Here is a 20,771-nt window from a genome sequence, read left to right on the forward strand (position 1 = left end):
TTCTTAATACTAGCACAATTTCTGCATTAGATATCTTTCGAAATTCGCTTATGTGTAAGGATTTAAAGAAGTCACGAACCTCGACCCACAGCGAACGATGATGTGCGTGAAGAGCAGAGTACCGGTAGCACGAATAAATTACCAGCAGAAGTAGAGTTTGCCAAAGATATCTATTATATTTTCCACATTATATTACTTAGTGCTTTATAATTTCTGTGCTATATTAACTTTATAAGTGATAACTACTAATAGCAGCATATATATGGAAAAAATAACTCCTCGCGTGGATTTAGCTTTCAAAAAGATATTTGGTGTTGAAGAGAATAAGGACTTGCTGATATCCTTGATTAATTCTATCGTTGGACAAGAGGATCAAGTGGCAGAGGTAACGCTGCTTAATCCATATAATCCTAAAAACTTTAAGAATGATAAACTCTCAATATTAGACATTAAAGCCAAATCTGTTGATGGCAAAAGGTTCAATATTGAAATTCAAATTAGCGACGAAGCTGATTATGATAAGCGAGCTTTATATTATTGGGCTAAATTATATACCGAGCAATTAAAGGTAGCTCAGGACTATTCTACCCTAAGCAAAGCCATTGGTATTCATATACTAAACTTTACTTCTATTCCGAATGTGACTAAATATCACAATGTTTTCCATATAGTAGAAAAAGATAGTGGATTGTTGTATTTCAAGGATCTCGAATTACATACTATTGAGCTTAATAAGTTTACTGATAATTCTTATGAGGAATTACCTGATATACTGAAAAAAGTAAAAAACTCTTTAGATATGTGGACAGCTTTTCTAACAAGACATGATCTACTGAATAAAGATAATTTACCTAAAGAATTAGACAATGCCAGCTTAAAAAAAGCTCTAACAGTGCTAGATGTTATGAACTTTACTGACGAAGAAAGAGAGGCCTATGAAGACCATCTTAAATGGTTGCGTATCGAAGCTAATACTCTAAAGAAACAACTGGAAAAAGGTAGAGAGGAAGGTATAATAGCTATAGCAAAAGAAATGCTATTAAACAATGAGCCGATAGAAAAAATTATTAAATACACTAAGTTAAGTAAATCTCAAATAGGAAATCTAAAATGACTTACGATCCTCAAATTTATGATTTACTAACATATTCCATTATTGTTATATAATGGTTAGCTATAGCAGAAGAGGAAATTATGATTAAGAGTATTTGGGCAAAGGTTAAATATGTAGTATATTTGCTTATATATATAGTGATTACTTGGGTTACTGCGAAAATTATACTTATATCAACATTTCCTGATGATGGTCAATGCCATTGCACTGAAACTCCAACGTTACTGCATTATATTTTAGCTTCGATAGTAACTATATTGCCAGTAATAGCACATATATGTACAAAAAATCGTAAACCAAAAGTAAAATCTGATACTAAATAAATTATGATTGGTAAATTAAAAGGTAAAATAGATGCATGTTTTAATGATTATGTCATTATTGATGTTAGTGGTGTTGGATATTTAGTGTATTGTTCTAGTAAAACTTTAAATAAGTTAGTGGTTAATGAGTTTTGTCAATTATTTATTGAAACACATGTAAGAGAAGATCATATTAATCTTTACGGATTTTTATCTCTCGAAGAGAAGGCTTTTTTTAATTTATTACAATCGGTAAACGGTATTGGTACAAGAATGGCTTTAGCTATTTTATCAAATTTATCACCCGAGCAAATCCAATCAGCGATAGCAAGAAGGGATAAAGAAGCTTTTAAAGCCATTTCTGGTGTTGGGCTAAAACTAGCTGAACGAATTATCATAGAGTTAAAGGATAAAGCCTTAACTAATTTTACTAACAACCTTACCATGGATAACAATGATACTGAGTTAGCTAAGATATCATCTGATGCCACATTAGTGTTAACCTCGCTTGGTATTGGTAAAACTGAAGCACAAAATTTAGTACAGGGAATTATTGCAGAAAATTCTAATCTCTCTATTAATGAACTAATTAAACTTGCATTAAAAGCACGTGGATCCAATGTCTAAAAATATTTTGTCAGCTGATATACTTCCGAGTGATCAAGAATTTTCTCTACGACCTAGCTATTTAAGAGAATTTGTCGGACAACAACAAATTAAGGAGAATTTATCCATTTTTATCCAAGCAGCTAAAAATAGGTCTGAACATTTAGATCATACATTATTTTACGGTCCTCCTGGACTTGGTAAAACCACTCTTGCACAAATTATTTCTAAGGAAATGGGAGTAAATTTTAAATCCACCTCAGGACCTGCTATATCAAAAGCAGCTGACCTAGCTGCTATACTTACTAATTTGCAAGATAATGATGTGTTATTTATTGATGAAATTCACCGTCTTAGTACAAATATTGAAGAAGTATTGTACCAAGCAATGGAAGATTTTGCTTTAGACATAGTTATTGGTGAAGGACCTTCAGCAAGGTCAGTAAAAATCAATCTACCCAATTTCACTTTAGTTGGAGCAACTACTAGGCTCGGTTTACTCAGCAACCCTTTGAGAGATAGATTTGGTATACCATTGCGTTTGCATTTTTATAACGTGGATGAATTAAAACTTGTTTTGAGTAGAGCTAGTAAATTGTTAGCAATTAATTTAACCAATGAGGCATTAGAAGAGATAGCGGGGCGTAGTAGAGGAACTCCAAGAATTGCCCTTAGGCTAGTTAGACGAGTGAGAGATTTTGCTTCTGTCGATGATAAGCTAGAAATTGATAAAAATATTGCCAATATCTCCCTAAATCGATTAGAAGTTGACAAAATAGGTTTAGATAGTAATGATTATAGATACTTAAAATTTATAGCTGATAATTATGCTGGTGGTCCGGTTGGTATAGAGACAATTGCAGCAGCTCTATCAGAACAACGTGATGTTGTTGAAGAGACTATAGAACCATATTTAATACAAATAGGGTTATTACAACGTACCCCAAGAGGTAGAGTTATTACTAAAAATGCCTTTGACCATCTTGGAATATAGTAATTTACAGTTACAAAGAGGTAGTTTATGAAAATAATTAATTAGTTATCTCCAACAGCTTCCTAGAAAAAAACATTAAAAATTAGAGAATATATAGCTAACCCGAGTAACATTACTCCGTCATTGCGAGGAGCCACTTTAGTGGCGACGAAGCAATCCAAAAAAGTGATTAGAAACAGATTGCTTTGTCGCCACTAAAGTGGCTCCTCGCAATGACGTTGTTTGATGTGTTGATTTTACCCGGACACTAGTGTGCTTTCGCAAGGGTAACACAAAACAGGATTGCTTAGTCACTACTAAAGTAGCTCCTCGCAATGACACTAGGATTTATGTACTCCTCGCTAATAGCCGGAGTAATGCTAATCGGAGTTAGCTATATATTTTAAAAACAAACTAAGAAATACTTAAGAAAGAAATATTATATGCAAAAAGCTTTAAGTCTTATAATTGCTGCAGCAATTATTTACTCTATTGTCCAAATGAAGATGCTCTCTCCTCCCGAGGACAAAGACCCTAAAGTTCAGACAACTAATGATGCTGAAAATAATAAAAATACTACCGCTGCTCCTGAACAAGCAAATATACCATTAACTGGTAATTTTCTTGAAAAAACTGTTTCAAAGGTTTTGATAAATGCTCTTAAGACAGAAGAAGGTCGACTATTTTTTGAGCATTTACTACAACCAACAAACAAACCTATTACTGATGGTAAATATACTATAGAGGTTAATAGAGACTTAATACAACCAATGTTTAAGATTAATAGCTTTGGTAATGGAACTGTTGGACCAGCTACTTGTGGTCACGTAGTCACATTACGTTATCAATTATTGGATATTAACAATAATTTACTTAGCGAAAATACCAAAACCTTTACACTTGGTTCTAGAGCGATCATGCTAGGTCTTGATGCTGTAGTAGTAGGTATGATGGTTGGACAAACAAGACAAGCGGTGCTTCCTGCAAAATATGCATATTATAACCAGCAATATAAAGAAGAAGATAGAGAACATGATGCACCTTATAGAGTTAATATTGTCTTAAATTCAATATTAACTAATAATTTTGTTGATAGTAATGAAGTAAAGATATTTGATGATGAAATAGCTTATAGAATACCATTATTATGCGGAGATAAAGTAGGGGTTGACGTAAAGATTACTAAATTATCGAATGGTCAGGTAATTTATGATTCAGTACAGAAAGGTAAGAAATTAGATATAAAAATTGGTGATATTAATTATCCATTAATCGTTTCATATGCTCTACATGGTAAAGTGCCAGTTGGCACTAGAACAGTAATTGCCAAAGGTAAGTCATTTAAGGCACTTGGTTCTAATATCAACAAAATGCTTAATCAAGATAAGATTCCTATGGATGAATATTTGATGCTGGAATTAACAAATTTTCAAACAGAATAATAGAGAAAAGAATGCACGACAATAATTACAAGACAAAAAGAGCTACAGTACCAGCTCTAGAAGAATTATTATTTGAACCTATAAAAATACTAGATCATGGTTTTATCAGAATTATTGATTATATGGGTGATGATAGTAGCATCGTCCAAGCAGCACGAGTATCATATGGTAAAGGTACAAAACAACTAAGCCAAGATAAAGGTTTAATCAATTACCTAATGCGTCACCACCATACAACACCATTTGAAATGTGTGATATCAAATTTCATATTAAACTGCCTATTTTCGTTGCAAGACAATGGATACGTCACAGAACTGCTAGTGTTAATGAATATTCAGCTAGATATTCTATATTAGGAAATGAATTTTATTTACCAGAAAAACAGAATCTTGCTGCTCAATCCACAATAAATAAACAAGGAAGAAGTGATGAAGAAATTCCAAAAGAAATTGCAGATAAAGTCTTAGTGCTACTAGAAAAAGATGCTAAACTATGTTATCAGCATTATACTGAAATGATGAACCAGGATGAATATGGCAATATTATCGATGAAAATACTATAGGTATTACTAGGGAACTTGCGAGAATGAATTTAACCTTAAACTATTATACAGAATGGTATTGGAAGATTAATTTGCATAATCTATTACATTTTCTACTGTTACGTGGGGATTCTCATGCCCAGTATGAAATCAGAGTATATGCAGAGAAGATGCTAGAAATAGTAAAAGCTTGGGTACCTTTCACTTATGATGCTTTCGAGGAATATAGGCTAGGAGGAAATAATATTTCTAAAAAAGGACTTGCTGTTATAAAAAAACTACTCAATAATGAAGAAATTACTCAAGAATCTAGTGGCATAAATAAAAGAGAATGGGATGAATTAATGCAACTTATAAAATAGGTATTATAAAATGATTACAATTGATAGAACAACCTACCGAGCCCCATCTTTTAATGAGAGAGTTAGATTTTTGGTGCTGCATTACACTAACGAAAACTTAGAAGAATCCCTAAGAGACCTACTAGGTCCAAAAGTTAGTGTACACTATCTAGTTTCTGACTCTAATCCGAATCATATATTCCAATTAGTGGAAGAGTCTAGACGAGCTTGGGATGTTGGTGTTAGTGGTTGGCAGGGGCGTCAGAATCTCAATGATACTTCTATAGGTATTGAAATAGTAAATCTTGGTGGTACTACAGATGCTCAAGGAAAGATTCATTGGTATCCTTATCCCGAAGACCAAATTATCGCAGTAATGGAACTTTGTCAGAATATTATAGCTCGCTATGATATTGACCCCACTTGTGTGATCGGTCATTCTGATGCTGCTCCGGGAAGGAAACAAGACCCAGGTCCTCTATTTCCATGGAAACAATTATATGATAATAATATCGGAGCTTGGTATGATCAAGATACTGTTAATGCTCTAATACCCAAGGTAGACCTGTCTAATATAAAGTTAATCCAAGAACAATTTAGCAGATATGGTTATGTGTTGCAGCCAACAGGAATAATTGATCAACAAACAACAGATGTTATAGTATCGTTCCAAATGCATTTCCGCCCAAAGAATTTTTCTGGAAAATTAGATGTCGAGACCGTGGCAATTTTAGAAGCATTATTACAAAAATATCTTATGTAAAAAAGCTGTTCCTGCGAAACCTTTGCCCGCGTCGATCAAAAAGTCAGCATAAGTAATAATATACCAATTCCCGAAATTAACTTATTCTATAGTAATTTGTACGTGATACCGGTGCTCAAATCCTCACGTACGTCTTTGTACACTGCGGTTTTGTACTTCGTGCCTCCTGCAAATCCTTCAGAATAAATTAATTTCGGGAATTGGTAGTATTTACAGAACCAAAAACGTTGTCATTCAGCTAAAAGCTGGAATGACAACGAGGGCTTATTAAAGGTTAAAATTTAAGCTTTGCACCAATAAGAGCAACTGTACCTTTGGTTTTTTTCTTAGGTGCTTCAATAAGGTAAACTGGCTTACCCTTAGCTTGGAAATAAGAGATTTCAGCATAAGGCAACAAGCCTGGTGTTATCTTATATTCAGTACCTAAGCTTACTGTATCCACCGTATTTTTATACTTTAGTGATTTAAAATAGGAAAGACTTGTTTTTATAGGACCTTGCCCATAAGCAATTGTGCCATTATAATATTTCGTATCACGACCAACTTTATGGTAAGTTTTTGAAGTTAAACTTTTACCTAAACTACCATAAGAACCAGCACAAGAAATATTACCATAAGTTAAGACTGCACCTAAATTGTAAGCGTTTAGATCTGATAGCTTGTTGCTAGATAGCATCTTTCCATCAGGATCTAATACTATAAGTTTGCGAGCTGGCTTAGCATGTTCTCCTGTAACACCAACTTCTACTGCCATATCATCTAAAATCTCATACTTATAGGATATCCCTGCAGAAATCGCATCTTTGACATTGTAATTATAAATTACTGTATCACCTTTACCACCATCTATACCAGGTAGTTCTACTTCAGTTATACCTGTCTTTAATGTACTGCGACCCGTTTTGCTATCTAAATTTTTTATATTACGATGACCACCAGTATTTGCTGAATCAGGAATATAAGAAATACCAAACTGAAAGCCTTGCATCTCTGGTGTATAATAAGATACTTTTCTAGCTGGCTCTGTTCCTTTATTTATGTCATCGAAGCCATTGGTAAATGAGTCTATGACAGAGGGTGGGACTACCTCAAATTGTGGCTTCATACCTTTATATTGCATACCGCTATCGTCTAGTGAGACATACTTACTCCAACCAAAACCACAACTAGCTGCTGCAACTTTAGCACCACTAATACCCATCTTATTTGCAGCATCATAAGGAGAGCCTAGCTCTACTTTACCATAATCTGTCTCTAAGAATATGAAAGAGCCATTGACACTTGCAGAACCCTTTGGTTTAGTTGTTGGTAGTAAAACCATTTTAACTCCAGCTATTACATCATTAAATTCTTGCTTAGCAGTGGCAGAGAAAGCTGCTTCACTATAAAATCCAAGCTTTTTCTTATTATCAGTAATATATTTACTTTGTTCTGACGACAATTTGCCTTGAGTACTATAACCAGCTTGGAAACCAAAAAATCCTTCTAATTTTATTTCAGTACCTGAAACAGCTTCAGCTGAAGGAGTAGAACTGCTAAAGGCTGTGCTAGACAAACAAGAGACACAAAGCAACATTATTAATTTTTTCATAGTAATACCAAAACTCTTTATTCTTATTATGTAGTCGAGTTCATTGAACATAATACATTTCTATTTAAGTATTTATAGCAGAAGATAAACCATAATGTAACAAATTTTCGTAAATAACTATGATTAGTCAGACAAATTTTATTATTTTAATGGTAAAATTACAACTAATATAACATTTTTTTTAATTGTTGCTAATATCATAAAAATATTGTATTCTAGCTTTGCAGGTTGAAATTTTTGTAAATAAAGTTGAAAAAACAAAGGTGGGGTTAACCCCACCTTTTTTATTAAAATCTTTAAATATTTATGTTGTAATGCAAACTATAGAGCAACAAATTATTGATGCGGTGCAAGATAACCTGAAAGATATTGGTTTCGACTTAGTAAAAGTAACTTTAAAGGGTTCAACCCATAAAGTACTTGAAATACTAATAGATAGGTTGGATGGTAAAAAAGTTACTATAATAGATTGTCGGAATAGCAGTAGAATTATCTCAGCCCTTTTAGATGTTGAAGATATAATTAGTGATAAATATTTTTTAGAAGTTTCTTCAGCAGGTATTGAACGCCCATTAATAAAATTTGAAGATTATACTAGATTCCTCGGTAGAGAGGCTACCATAAAATTAAAAGAATTATTAAATGGTCAAACTCGATATCAGGGAAAGATAGTTAAAGCTGAAGATAATAAAATTCATCTGAATAACCATGGTGAAGACATAGTGTTTTCATTTGATATGATAAAAAAAGCCTCTTTGGTATTAACAGATGAAATGTTTAGGAATTTAATGAATAAAAAATAGACTTCTTGGATAATTTGCTTCTGCTAAGGAATTTGTAGGAGGATCAAAACCCACAACTGTCGAAAGTTCGAAGGTAGAGCGGGTTTTAGGCAGGGCAGTTTAAAAGTTGTATATGGTCAACGTCATTGCGAGAAGACCGTAGGTCGACGAAGCAATCCATAAAAGTAACCAAAAATGGATTGCTTCGTCGGCTTATACCTCCTCGCAATGACCTTGGTTATTTTTCTGCAACTTTTAAACTGCCATTATGACTTCTAAAACCGCTTCCTCTTCTAACTTTCGACAGCTGTGGAACAAAACCTCAACCCACAGAAGAATTGGATTTGGAAATGAATGGTGAGAAGGCGTAGTGTACATATAGTACATGAGCATGCGAATCCATGATATTTTCAAAAAATAATTCGTAGGAGCAGAAGGAGTATACCGGACGCACAAATTACCAGTAGCAAGTAGATGCAAGAAGTTTAATATTAAAAGGCAGTGAATTTATGATTAATATTGGTAACATAGAAATTCTGCAGATCATAGATTCTGTAGCTAGAGAAAAGAATCTTCCTAAGGAGGCACTACTTTCGGCAATGGAACAGGCTGTACAGATTGCAGGACGCAGAAAATATGGAAATGAACATAATATAAAAGCTGAGATTGATAGGAAAAATGGTAATATTAATCTTTTTAGAATCCTTGATGTAGTGGATGATGTGGAGAATTATTTTACTCAAATTTCTTTAAAGGATGCTGTTGAAAAGAAAGTCGATGCTAAAATTGGTGATGAGATTTATGAATTCTTACCGCCTATTGATCTTGGACGTGTTGCAGCTCAGGCAGCTAAGCAAATAATAATACAACGCGTTGGTGAAGTGGAAAGAGAAAAACAATATGAAGATTTTAAAGATAAGAAAGGTGAGATTTTAAACGGCACTGTTAAGAGAGTAGAGTTTAATAATATCATAGTTGACCTTGGTGGTCGTGCTGAAGCAATGATTAAAAAGGAGCAGCTCATTAGAGGAGAAAGTTTTAAGGTTAATGATCGTATTAAAGCTTATGTCCAAGACGTAAGATTATCGTCTAAAGGGCCACAAATTTTTCTATCTAGAACTGATGACCAAATGCTAATAAAATTATTTGAATTAGAGATTCCAGAAATTTATGATAATATAATTGAATTGCGAGCTATAGCTCGTGATCCTGGATCAAAGGCAAAAGTTGCAGTCTTTGCTTCTGACTCTAGTGTTGATCCTATAGGTTCATGTGTAGGAATTAGAGGTAATAGGATTAAGGCTATTACTAATGAGCTTAATGGCGAAAAAATAGATGTAATATTATGGAGCAAGAATATTGCCCAATTTATTATGAATGCACTTGCTCCTGCAGAAATTGCAAAAATTGTTATTGATGAAGATAAGAATATAGTTGATGTAGTTGTGTCTCAAGATAATTTGAGTCTTGCAATTGGTAGAAGAGGTCAAAATGTTCGTTTAGCCTCTAAACTTACTGGCTGGAATATTAATGTAATGACGGAAGATCAAGAATCCAAACGGAGAAATGATGAGTTTTGCTCTGCTACTGAGTTATTTATGGAGACCTTAGATGTTGAAGAAGTGATAGCACAACTGTTATCTGCACAAAGTTTTACCTCTCTAGAACAGTTAGCTTCCAGTAAAATTGAAACTTTAATGAATATTGAAGGCTTTGAAGAAGAATTAGCAACTGAGATAAGAGAACGAGCAATAAATTATGTAAATGCTAAAAATGAAAAAATTATTATTAAACTCGAAGCTTTAGGTGTTGAACAAGAATTAATTGATGTATTGGATTTACAACCAGAATTCATATTAAAATTAGCTGAGTATGGTGTAAAGACTATAGAAGATTTGGGAGAGTTGACAGTTAATGAATTTAAATCATTAGCGCCTAATTCTAACATGGTAGATGATGATATAGAATTACTGATTCGTACAGCTCGTACTCGTGAAGATGAATAAATTTAAGCAACCTCAGTATCAATCTTGACAGGGGATGCTACCTAAACTACTTAAGTTGACACCCATGTGCGTAGACGGAGTTCTAAAATGTTTAATTAGTTGTCAGTCAAAGCAAGAAAATTTTAAAAAATTTAGCATTAAGTATTAGTGCTAAGAATTTTACTGATATACTGAAGAACTACTAGCAAAATTAGCCATTTCTAATAACAGAAACTTGGTAATTTAATTTTGGGTAAAGAAAAAATTAACAATTCCCTTAAAAAAAATGGTATTATAGTGTAAGCATGAGATGCAAGTCAAGTGCAAGAGAAAATCTAATAGACCTCTTGCATAATTCTACTTCTACTGGTAATTTGTGTGTGATACCGGTACTCTGCTCCTCACGTACTCTAGAGTACGTTGCGGGTCGAGGTTTCGTGTCTCCTACAAATTCCCTAGCAGGGGTGAATTCTACAAAAGGTCTAACGGTAAATTAGAAATTTGTAAATTATTCGATATACTCAAATGATTTGAAGAATGGAGACAATAAACAAGGGGTGAGTGTACCTTACTATTCCCCCACAAATATTTGCAGAAGCCAATTCTTTAAAGCAGAAGAGTATATCTGTTAATCATTAATCACATAGCAAAATTATTTAAAAAACTTTATCACAAATATAATTGCTATTTAAAGGTTTAATATTTATGACGAATAACCAAGAACCTAAACCAAAGAAACTAACACTTGGTGGTCCTAAACTATCGCTTAGTAAGCCAGCCCAACCCACCAATGTTACTAGAGGTTTTGTTAGTTCTGCAAAAACAATTGTAGAAGTTAGGAAGAGTAGCACTCCAGCTAATACTTTGTCTTTTAACAAACTTTGGTCTAGTGGTTCTACTTCTCAAGGCGGCGAATCTACTGCTGGAGAAGAATTTAACAGACGCTTAACTATTTTAAAAAAAGCAGCAGAAGATGCAAAATCTCAGAGTACTGATAGGATTAGTACTCTGAATAAACTTGCAACTATCAATCAACCTGTGAAAAAAGACTATATAGACGATATTGAAGAAAATGTTCAGGATGAGTTACAAGATATCGAAAATGATTCTGAAATACCACCTACTACATTAGCACCTACATCTTCACAGGATAACAACCCATCCAAGTCTTTTGTTAGATCAACACTGATTGGTTCTCAGAGCCATTTTGGTGTTGCACTTGAAGATATTTCTTCAATAGACAAGGCTGGTGATAATAAAGCAGTAGTACCAAAGGTTAAAGTTGAGGAGTCTAAAAAATTAAAAAAGGCAGATATCTTCAATATGCTTGATGCAGATGGAAGCGATAATACTGGTAGAACTAGAAGCCTTGCATCAATAAAAAGAGCTAGAGAAAAAGAAAAACGTAAAGCCGAGCAACAAACACCAGATAAAGTATATAGGGAAGTTATTATTCCGGAAGCTATTTCTGTAGGAGATCTAGCCAATAAAATGTCTGAGCGAGCCACAGATGTTATAAAAGAATTGATGAAGCTCGGTATCATGGCTACGACCGTCCAAACAATTGATGCAGATACAGCAGAGCTTGTTACTACGACCTTAGGGCATACAGTAAAAAGGGTTCAAGAGTCCGATATTGAAAATATATTGATTAGTGAAGCTGATAAAGAAGAAGATTTAAAGCATAGGGCTCCTATTGTAACGATTATGGGACATGTCGACCACGGTAAAACTTCGTTACTTGATGCTTTAAAGTCAACTGATTTGGCAAGTCAGGAAACAGGTGGGATCACCCAGCATATTGGTGCTTATCGAGTAACCTTGGCTGATGGTAGGGCTATTACTTTCATTGATACTCCAGGACATGAAGCGTTTTCAGATATGAGAACTAGAGGGGCAAAGGTAACAGATATAGTGGTTATAATAGTTGCTGCAGATGATGGAATAAAGCCGCAAACGATTGAAGCAATTAATCACGCTAAAACGGCAAATGTTCCTATAATCGTTGCAATAAATAAGATAGATAAACCGGATATTAATCTTGACCGAATTAAAAATGACCTATTAATTTATGATTTAGTTAGTGAAGAGTTGGGAGGTGATACTATAGTTGTCCCAATTTCAGCTTTAAAGAAAACTAATTTAGATAAGTTAGAAGAGGCTATATTATTGGTTGCAGAAATGCAGGATCTTAAGGCTAACTTTAGCGGACTCACTGCTGGGGTAGTCATAGAGGCAAGAGTTGATAAAGGTAAAGGAGCGGTTGCTACTATATTGGTACAACGCGGTATTCTAAGAAATGGAGATATAGTAGTTGCCGGAACGAAATATGGTAGAATTAAGAGGATGAATAATGATAAAGGATTAGATATTACCGAGGCAGAACCAACTTTACCAGTAGAGATTTATGGTTTAAATGAAGTTCCGAGAGCAGGAGATCAGTTTAATGTAGTGCAGAATGAAAAGCAGGCTAGAGATATTGTAGAGTATCGTGAACGCCTTGCAAAAGAAAAGAAAATTTCTGTTACCCAAAGATCAAGTCTGGAAGAATTATTCCTAAAAGCCTCTGGTAATACTGGTATGGTAAAAGAGTTACCGATAATTGTTAAAGGCGATGTGCAAGGTTCAGTTGAAGCAATTATCACTAGTCTATTAAAGTTGCCAAATGATGAAGTTCGTTTAAGAATTTTACATCACGCAGTAGGTGGAATATTGGAGTCAGATGTTACTTTAGCTAAAGCATCCAACGCTATTATTGTTGGTTTTAACGTTAGAACTAATAATAATGCTTTGGCTATGGCAGAAAGAGAAAAAGTGGATATTAGATATTATTCCATTATCTATAATTTGTTAGATGATATTAAATCAATAATGAGTGGTATGCTTTCACCAATTATTCGTGAACAATATATTGGTACAGCAGAGATTAGACAGCTATTCACTGTCTCAAAAGTTGGTAAAGTTGCAGGTAGTTATGTTACCAAGGGTACTATTAAAAGAGGTGTTGGAGTTCGCTTGTTACGAGATAATATTGTTATTCACGAAGGAAAACTTAAGACTCTAAAACGTTTTAAAGATGATGTCAAAGAAGTTCACGAGAATTTTGAATGTGGTATCGCTTTTGAAAATTATGATGATATAAAAGAAGGTGATATAGTAGAAGTCTTTGAAATTATTGAAGAAAAAAAACAGTTATTGTAAATGCAAAAACTTTCTGATAAAGACAAGTCACAAAATAGGTCACAAAGGCAAAAAAAAGTGGCAATATTAATAAATGAAGCATTAGTGGAAGTACTAAGGCGTGGTAAGATGTTAGATGAACGTCTGATTAATTGTCCAGTAACTATTACTAAAGTCTTAGTTACCTCTGATTTAAAAATAGCAGATTGTTACTTTTTACCATTTAATACTACTTTTAATGAGATACAACTTACTGAGTCTTTAAATAATTCGAAATATGCTATAAGAAACTTTATAACTGCTAAAATTAATTTAAAATATTCACCAGAAATTCGTTTTCATTATGATCACGGATTTGATAATGCTTACAAAGTTGAGGAGTTATTGAAACTAATCGAGTGAACTAGGATTACAATGAATCAAAACCTTACCCATCGCAAAGCCACAATTGCTGACTTAAGAACAATTGTTAACCTTCTTTTAGAGGATGAACTTGGACAAACAAGAGAACAGTTTTCAGCAGAATTGGATCAAGCTTATATTGATGCGTTCTACAAGATAGATAGTGATCCACATCAATATTTGATGATAGTTGAAATGAATAAAGAAATAGTTGGCACTTGCCATTTGACTATCATGCCATCGCTAACTTTCATAGGTTCAACTAGGATGCAAATTGAAGCTGTTCGTATCTCAGAAAAGTATAGAGGAAAACATTTCGGTGAATGGATGATGAGTATTGCAATGAAATATGGCAAATCAAAAGGTGTCTCCATTGTTCAGCTCACAACTAATAAAAAACGTCCAAGAGCCAAACAGTTCTATGAAAGACTTGGTTTTGAAGCAACACATGAAGGAATGAAATTATATAACTCTAATGAATAATAGTGTTATACTCTTCTGATCCTTTGGTATTATTAAAATGATTTTGGCTAATACTACTTGCAACGCCTACATCAAAAAAATAAAATTTAGGATTAGATGATATAATTTCTCTACTAATTTTTTTTTGATAGGGATAAACTAAATATCCTACCAAACTATCAACCAATATTTGCTAATATTCTTTAACTGTTTTAGCATCAATAGAACAATCGCGAGCTATGTTAGAATAATTCACTAGTTCGCTAGAGGAGAAAGCCGTGCTATCTATAAATCTACTAAACGCTGTAATATTTCTTACCAGTCCCTCAGCCCGAATCTCATTAGTTAAATAATCCTCAACATATGCTTTTAGTAATTTACGAGGATTATTACTGATAAAATGCGATGGAATTAAACCATTATTAAATATTTTTAAAAGATCAAAATCCTCCTTCACCTCAGGGTATACTAATGGAAAAAATTATATTTTATTGCTCTACCGCCTAATAAATTTGTACCATATGCTCTTAATTTTCTAACCCCAGTTGCCAATTAATTTTGTATATCAAAAAGTTCTATAGGAAGCAAAGTTTTGATAGAAGGTTTGTTTTCTAGCAACTGATAATTGATTAGGCAGGATAGCATATGACTAAATGCATTTGTAACTGATCTATGTCTAGAATGCTCTAACTTATCAAGAAATTTAAGTTTGCCTATTACGGTTTCTATCAGAGTTCTTTTGAGCAACATAACCTTATCTATAATAGGGATTAATATATTTTTCATATTCTTTTTAACCCGAGTAATAAGTTGGATGCCTTTGTCATACAAATCATCAAATAATTCTTTAGATATATAACCGCGATCGCCAAAAACTTTGCCATATATACCAAATATCATTCCTTTAAGTCCTTTCCTATCATCCTTATTACCACTGCTGAAAGATACCTTTATCAGATTACCTTCGGAATCTATGATTAAATGTAACTTTAGTCCATAAAACCACCCCTTAGTGGTTTTTCCTCTTGCCGCTATTCCTTTAAAAACCTTATGTGAACTTATACGATAATTCTTACATACGGCTATACCTGTAGCATCTACAAAAGACAGACCTGTGCATTCAGCAAGCAAATGATTCAGTAATATTGCTAAATAAGGCATACTTCTACCTATCAATTTAGTAAAATGTTCATAACTAACAAGTTTAAAATCTTCTGTATAATTATGTAAGATTACTTGTTTGTAATAATGCTTAAAACAATCACAATATGAATCATAGTAACCAATTAATATGGTTAATACTTCGCTTATTGATAAATAATTACTTACACCAGGTTTAAATTTACTACTATTAATTGTAGGCAAATTATTTTCCAAATTCTTTATAAAATCGTCGACAAAACAGTAAATTGCGGTAAAATCTTTTTTCATAGGTTATTTTGTTATTGGTTGAAAAAGATAAAATAACCTATGTCCCTTTTAAAATCTACCTTTCATCTCTCCTATTTAATTGGCAACTGGGGTTGATATGGGTTGTAGGTTTTTTGATGTTCACAATGTATTTCCTGAATATTTTGTTATTTCCGTACCGCTTTTTGATGGTATTATAAAAGATGAGTTGGATGAGTGGTTATATTTTGCCAAACATTCTGAGGTTAAAGATGATTTTAAGTCGCCTTATATGAAGAAAGTAGCAGAACGTCTGAGTGTTCTAAAAATGACTCCAGAAGAACGTCAGCACTATCAGAATTATGTCAATGAATCGCTAAAAGAACGTGATTATATAGTTGCAGCTAGAACTGAAGGTAGAGCTGAAGAAAAAATAGCAATGGCAAAAAAAATGCTAAAAGAAAATTTTTCTATAGAAACTATAAGTAGAATAATAGAACTATCCATAGAAGAAATAGAAGTGCTACGTGAGAATTTGGCTGAAGACACAACTACTGTACTTGGCGAAAATTAAATAGGAAGGATATTGAATTGCTGTATTGGAAAAATAGAACGACCGTTGTTCATAACTGTTGAAAGTTAAAAAAGATATTATTTTTGTAAAAACATATTAGTGGAAGAAATTTTTGGTATATACTGCAAAAAATTGAAGAATTTAGAAGAGAAAATTCTATGTGGATCAAAAACACTAACATTAGTATGATAGTTATGTGGTCAAAACGATGTCATAGTTGGTTAACAATAATATTTTGTTTAATAATTAACAGCTATTCAACTATTCATGCTTCCAATACAAATATTGAAAATAGATTTGCAACAAAGATTGCTATTGTAGATATACACTCTATTCTAGAACATTCTGTAGCAATCCAGTCTATAAGAAAATCTGTAGACCAAATAAGCGAAAAAATTCGACAAGATCTATCAAAGAAGGATGGAGAACTAAAAGAAATAGAGAATCTATTAATGGGAAAACGTAATTCTTTAAGTGAATCAGCTTTTGAACAAGAATTTAGTCTTTTTGAAAAGAAAATAAATATAGCACAAAAAGAAATACGAGATAGAAAAGTACGTCTTGAGCAAGCCCATGCTGAGGGTATAGGGAAAGTACAAGAAGCAATAACAAAGATTATAAGTACTTTAGCAGAAAAGTATAATCTTGATCTAGTTATACCTAGTACTCAAATTTTATTTGCTAAAAATAGTCTGAATATTACGCAAGAAGTGATAGCAGAACTAAATAATAAATTAAAACATGTTACAATTAAATACGAATAATTTGTTATAGAGGTTTATCAATGACAGAATTTACTCCTATTACAGTAGCTTATGGTGATGGTATAGGTCCAGAAATAATGCAAGCAGTACTGTATATTTTAAAAGAAGCTGAAGCAAGAATACGTATAGAGGTAGTGGAAGTAGGAGAAAAATTATACCAAAAGCACTATACCTCAGGGATAGCAGAAGATACTTGGCAATCATTAGCAAGAACTAAGATACTTCTAAAAGCTCCTATTACCACTCCTCTAGGTGGTGGGTATAAAAGCTTAAATGTAACTCTTAGAAAAGCCCTATCTCTTTATGCCAATATTCGCCCTGCTATTTCTTATGCTCCTTTTGTTAAAACACTGCATCCAAATCTAAACGTGGTTATAGTACGGGAAAATGTTGAAGATTTATATGCAGGCATCGAATATCGTCAGACTCACAATGTCTATGAATCTCTTAAACTAATTAGCCGGGTTGGTAGTGAAAGAATTATTAGATATGCTTTTGAGTATGCAATAAAGAACAATCGTAAAAAGGTTACATGTTTCAGTAAAGATAATATTATGAAACTGTCTGATGGGATTTTTCATAAAGTTTTTGAGGAAATTGCTAATGAATATAAGCAAATTCAAAGTGATTATTACCTTATAGATATCGGCACTGCAAGACTAGCAACTCAGCCGGAATTATTTGACGTTGTTGTAACTTCAAATCTGTATGGTGATATTATATCGGACGTATCTGCAGAAATTTCTGGTTCGGTAGGACTAGCTAGCTCTGCTAATATAGGTCAAAATTATGCTTTATTTGAAGCTGTACATGGCTCTGCCCCAGATATTGCCGGTCGCAACCTAGCTAATCCTTCTGGTTTACTTAACGCAGCAATTATCATGCTAATTCATATCGGGCAACAGGATATTGCTACACTAATAGAAAATGCCTGGAAAAAAACCATTGAGGACGGAATCCATACTGGAGACATTTATAATGAAGAAATATCTAGCAAAAAAGTTGGTACTAAGGAATTTGCTGATGAAGTAGTAAAAAGACTAGGGATCAAACCTTCTACCCTCAGAGTAGCGGCATATTCATCACCAGTTACCCAACAACAAACTACTGAGCAGATATATTCGATTAATAGTAAAGAAGTTAAAGAGTTGGTAGGTAGTGATGTATTCATCCAGATGGCAGTGTTGACTGCTCATGAGGTAGCAGAAAAAATTCAAACTGTCAGTTTAGGTGACTTAGAATTAAAAACTGTATCTTCCATGGGTCTTAAATTATGGCCTAGGAATGAAAGGTTTGAATTATTATCAGATCATTGGTGTTGCCGTTTTATGGCAAGGAAGGATGGAGAAAAAATAACACATTCCTCTATAGTCCATTTACTTGAATCGCTAAGCCAGGCAAAAATAGATTTTATTAAAATTGAGAATCTATTTGAATTTGATGGGAAAGCTGGATATTCGCTTGCTCAAGGAGAATAGAATATTTATGTTTTTTGTTATTGGTTATGGATTAATCTTACTCGGAATTATAGCAATATTTTCTGGAATTATTGGACTTTTTAGATTTCCTGATTTCTATACAAAGATTCATGCTGCTAGTGTAATTGAATGTTGCGGCGTACCTTTATCACTTGTTGGTCTTGCCTTTTTACAGAATGATTTTACTAGCTCTTTTAAATTAGTTTTTGCCTCTATATTGATTTTAATATTAAACCCGGTATCTACTCATGCAATTGGCAAGGCTGCTTTATTAGGAAAAACTAACCTAAAATAATTGATTGTTTATTTATGATACTAGAAATAATAAATTTTCAACTAGCTAGCTGGTTGCTTATGGTAATCCTTATAATGCTTGCCATAGTATCAATTAAGATTATATTTTGTAATTCTTTATTAGAAATAGTAGTAATAAATTCTAGTTTTAGCTTACTTATTGGTTTATCATATCTTCTTATGGACGCTCCAGACGTGGCAATGACTGAAGTAGCTCTAGGTAGCTGTTTGTCTAGCTGTGTTTTCCTAAGCTTTCTCACTAGATTGCAAGACATACAGAAATGTGATCTTAAACCAACACGAGTAATAAGTTCATCAATTATATGTTTAATGTTCATAGTAACATTTAGCTTTGCAGGACTTGATTTACTAGAATATGGATCTATAGATTCTCCTATGCAAAGTCACTTAACCAAATATTATATTGAAAATACTAAAAGTGATATTGGTATTCCCTCTTTTGTAGCAGCACTACTAGCTAGTTACAGAGGTTATGATACTCTTGGAGAAACGGCAGTCATTTTAATTGCTGGAATATCGGTATTATTGCTATTTTCACAAAAAAGTAATGAACATGCTTAAAGATTTTATCATTATAAAACATTCTACTCTTTTTATCTTACCTTATATATTTTTATATTGTCTATATATTCAAATTAATGGTGATGCATCACCAGGAGGTGGATTCCAAGCTGGGGCTATATTTGCTTCTATGATAATTGCTTTTGATTTAGTTCATGGTCAGTTCAAATTAAAACAATATTTTTCTACTGATTTACTAGTTGGAATGGCTACTATCGGGGTAGTTATCTATGCCATGACCGGTATGGTATCAATATTATTTGATGATAATTACTTAAACTACTATTCTCTTGCAAATGATAAATTATTAGCTCAACATATTGGTATCTTTATCATTGAAATTGGCGTTGGACTTTGCGTTGCATCGGTTATGTGTTTAATATATTCCATAATGAAATATACTCGATGAAAATCAAGAATTGCGTTGTCGTCTTCAGGGTTCTTCGGTACTCACGTACTAATGTACTCTCCGCTCCTCGACCCTTCGACTCCTGCTACTATCATGATTTTGATTCTATCGTCTATCAACTCTTCATTTACGAGTAGTATATGCATAAACTAATACAGCTAATAAAATGGGAATATTTAATTCAAAATCGTATTAATAATCTTAGCAAATATCTATTTATATTTTTTTTATTTTGTATTTTCAGCACTGCTTTAATCAATGACCAAGCAGATATTAAGAAATTTGGGGTTATTTTTTCAGTAATTTTTTTACCAATAGCCCTAATTGGCTTCTCTAGTCTAATATTAAAGCAAGATGTGGAGGATGGAAGTTTAGAGCTACTATTATCCAGTTTCAGTGAGAGTGAGATTGTTACATCTAAATTATTTGCTATATTTTTTAGTTCGCTTACTAGCTCTTTATTAAATATCCCGATAATTTATATTATTTTTGATCTTGATCTAATAACAGTAACCTATCTTTTTATCACTCTAACTTTGCTATTAACATTGTCCAGTAGCCTACTAGTTTTAATTGGATCTATTCAAAGCTATTTTAGGTCAAATACTAACCTGCTAGCAATATTAATCATGCCACTATTAATACCCAACATAATACTTACCGGTCTTGTTTTACAAAATCTTGAGAATATAAGCCTAATTTTTGTTATGATTGGTATCAATATGCTTCTTTTACCAACCATATTTTATCTCTCATCGTATCTAATTAAGAATATTTACAACATTTAATTTTTAT

General features: G+C 33.0%; 21 protein-coding genes and 1 pseudogene. 18 read left to right on the forward strand and 4 right to left on the reverse strand.

Annotated features, from left to right (window positions below):
- Positions 1-262: 262 nt before the first annotated feature.
- The 7 genes from AAGD19_RS07030 (at position 263) to AAGD19_RS07060 (ending at position 6,084) form a co-directional block, all read left to right on the forward strand.
- On the forward strand, positions 263-1,114 hold the full coding sequence (locus tag AAGD19_RS07030; RefSeq protein WP_341747722.1) for an Rpn family recombination-promoting nuclease/putative transposase: 852 nt from the start codon (positions 263-265) through the stop codon (positions 1,112-1,114).
- A gap of 80 nt (positions 1,115-1,194) precedes the next feature.
- The gene (locus tag AAGD19_RS07035) at positions 1,195-1,437 is read left to right on the forward strand and encodes a Holliday junction ATP-dependent DNA helicase RuvA (protein WP_341747723.1); all 243 of its coding nucleotides are present in this window, start codon (positions 1,195-1,197) and stop codon (positions 1,435-1,437) included.
- Between the two features lie 3 nt (positions 1,438-1,440).
- A complete protein-coding gene (gene ruvA / locus AAGD19_RS07040) occupies positions 1,441-2,043 on the forward strand; it encodes a Holliday junction branch migration protein RuvA (RefSeq protein ID WP_341747724.1) in 603 nt (200 codons plus the stop codon).
- Positions 2,036-3,016: a Holliday junction branch migration DNA helicase RuvB gene (gene ruvB / locus AAGD19_RS07045; protein WP_341747725.1), complete on the forward strand. Its 981-nt coding sequence runs from the start codon at positions 2,036-2,038 to the stop codon at positions 3,014-3,016. Before ruvA ends, ruvB begins: the two co-directional genes overlap by 8 nt.
- Before the next feature lie 422 nt (positions 3,017-3,438).
- Positions 3,439-4,437, forward strand: coding sequence for an FKBP-type peptidyl-prolyl cis-trans isomerase (locus AAGD19_RS07050; RefSeq protein ID WP_341747726.1), 999 nt, complete (start codon positions 3,439-3,441; stop codon positions 4,435-4,437).
- Between the two features lie 11 nt (positions 4,438-4,448).
- Positions 4,449-5,342, forward strand: coding sequence for an FAD-dependent thymidylate synthase (gene thyX, locus AAGD19_RS07055; RefSeq protein ID WP_341747727.1), 894 nt, complete (start codon positions 4,449-4,451; stop codon positions 5,340-5,342).
- A gap of 10 nt (positions 5,343-5,352) precedes the next feature.
- Positions 5,353-6,084, forward strand: a complete 732-nt coding sequence (locus AAGD19_RS07060) for an N-acetylmuramoyl-L-alanine amidase (RefSeq protein ID WP_341747728.1) — start codon at positions 5,353-5,355, stop codon at positions 6,082-6,084.
- 274 nt (positions 6,085-6,358) lie between these two features.
- Here AAGD19_RS07060 and AAGD19_RS07070 read toward each other — a convergent pair whose 3' ends face one another.
- Positions 6,359-7,675 carry a porin gene (locus AAGD19_RS07070; protein ID WP_341747729.1) on the reverse strand — a complete coding sequence of 439 codons (1,317 nt, stop codon included), beginning with the start codon at positions 7,673-7,675 and terminating at the stop codon, positions 6,359-6,361.
- 314 nt (positions 7,676-7,989) lie between these two features.
- Between AAGD19_RS07070 and rimP the strand changes: the two genes are divergently transcribed.
- From rimP to AAGD19_RS07100, 5 genes are all read left to right on the forward strand, one after another.
- Positions 7,990-8,478 (forward strand): ribosome maturation factor RimP, encoded by a 489-nt coding sequence (rimP, locus tag AAGD19_RS07075; RefSeq protein ID WP_341748495.1) that lies wholly within the window; start codon positions 7,990-7,992, stop codon positions 8,476-8,478.
- Positions 8,479-8,966: 488 nt separating this feature from the next.
- Entirely contained in the window at positions 8,967-10,463 is a 1,497-nt protein-coding gene (gene nusA, locus AAGD19_RS07080; protein ID WP_341747730.1) for a transcription termination factor NusA, read from the forward strand.
- A 684-nt stretch (positions 10,464-11,147) separates the two neighbouring features.
- Positions 11,148-13,643: a translation initiation factor IF-2 gene (infB, locus tag AAGD19_RS07090; protein ID WP_341747731.1), complete on the forward strand. Its 2,496-nt coding sequence runs from the start codon at positions 11,148-11,150 to the stop codon at positions 13,641-13,643.
- On the forward strand, positions 13,644-14,024 hold the full coding sequence (gene rbfA / locus AAGD19_RS07095) for a 30S ribosome-binding factor RbfA (RefSeq protein ID WP_341747732.1): 381 nt from the start codon (positions 13,644-13,646) through the stop codon (positions 14,022-14,024). It begins immediately after the preceding gene.
- Between the two features lie 12 nt (positions 14,025-14,036).
- Positions 14,037-14,507, forward strand: a complete 471-nt coding sequence (locus AAGD19_RS07100; RefSeq protein WP_341747733.1) for a GNAT family N-acetyltransferase — start codon at positions 14,037-14,039, stop codon at positions 14,505-14,507.
- On the opposite strand, the gene AAGD19_RS07105 is transcribed toward AAGD19_RS07100, so the two are convergent.
- The 3 genes from AAGD19_RS07105 to AAGD19_RS07115 form a co-directional block, all read right to left on the reverse strand.
- Positions 14,497-14,673: a hypothetical protein gene (locus tag AAGD19_RS07105; RefSeq protein WP_341747734.1), complete on the reverse strand. Its 177-nt coding sequence runs from the start codon at positions 14,671-14,673 to the stop codon at positions 14,497-14,499. The genes AAGD19_RS07100 and AAGD19_RS07105 overlap by 11 nt on opposite strands.
- A 6-nt stretch (positions 14,674-14,679) precedes the next feature.
- Positions 14,680-14,943, reverse strand: coding sequence for a DUF4143 domain-containing protein (locus tag AAGD19_RS07110; protein ID WP_341747735.1), 264 nt, complete (start codon positions 14,941-14,943; stop codon positions 14,680-14,682).
- A gap of 95 nt (positions 14,944-15,038) precedes the next feature.
- On the reverse strand, positions 15,039-15,917 hold the full coding sequence (locus tag AAGD19_RS07115; RefSeq protein ID WP_341747213.1) for an IS982 family transposase: 879 nt from the start codon (positions 15,915-15,917) through the stop codon (positions 15,039-15,041).
- A gap of 97 nt (positions 15,918-16,014) precedes the next feature.
- Between AAGD19_RS07115 and AAGD19_RS07120 the strand changes: the two genes are divergently transcribed.
- The 6 genes and pseudogenes from AAGD19_RS07120 to AAGD19_RS07145 all read left to right on the forward strand — a co-directional run bounded on the left by AAGD19_RS07120 (position 16,015) and on the right by AAGD19_RS07145 (position 20,764).
- Positions 16,015-16,449 (forward strand): hypothetical protein, encoded by a 435-nt coding sequence (locus tag AAGD19_RS07120; RefSeq protein ID WP_410520842.1) that lies wholly within the window; start codon positions 16,015-16,017, stop codon positions 16,447-16,449.
- Positions 16,450-16,607: 158 nt separating this feature from the next.
- Positions 16,608-17,213: an OmpH family outer membrane protein gene (locus tag AAGD19_RS07125; protein WP_341747737.1), complete on the forward strand. Its 606-nt coding sequence runs from the start codon at positions 16,608-16,610 to the stop codon at positions 17,211-17,213.
- A 20-nt stretch (positions 17,214-17,233) separates the two neighbouring features.
- Positions 17,234-18,691: an NADP-dependent isocitrate dehydrogenase gene (locus AAGD19_RS07130; protein ID WP_341747738.1), complete on the forward strand. Its 1,458-nt coding sequence runs from the start codon at positions 17,234-17,236 to the stop codon at positions 18,689-18,691.
- Positions 18,692-18,698: 7 nt separating this feature from the next.
- Positions 18,699-18,986, forward strand: a complete 288-nt coding sequence (locus AAGD19_RS07135; protein ID WP_341747739.1) for a Na+/H+ antiporter subunit G — start codon at positions 18,699-18,701, stop codon at positions 18,984-18,986.
- A gap of 14 nt (positions 18,987-19,000) precedes the next feature.
- Positions 19,001-19,976 (forward strand): annotated as a pseudogene (locus tag AAGD19_RS07140) (DUF4040 domain-containing protein).
- A gap of 140 nt (positions 19,977-20,116) precedes the next feature.
- Positions 20,117-20,764 (forward strand): heme exporter protein CcmB, encoded by a 648-nt coding sequence (locus AAGD19_RS07145; RefSeq protein WP_341747740.1) that lies wholly within the window; start codon positions 20,117-20,119, stop codon positions 20,762-20,764.
- Positions 20,765-20,771 lie beyond the last annotated feature (7 nt).

It is taken from the genome of Candidatus Tisiphia endosymbiont of Dascillus cervinus (assembly GCF_964026405.1).
Taxonomy (GTDB): domain Bacteria; phylum Pseudomonadota; class Alphaproteobacteria; order Rickettsiales; family Rickettsiaceae; genus Tisiphia.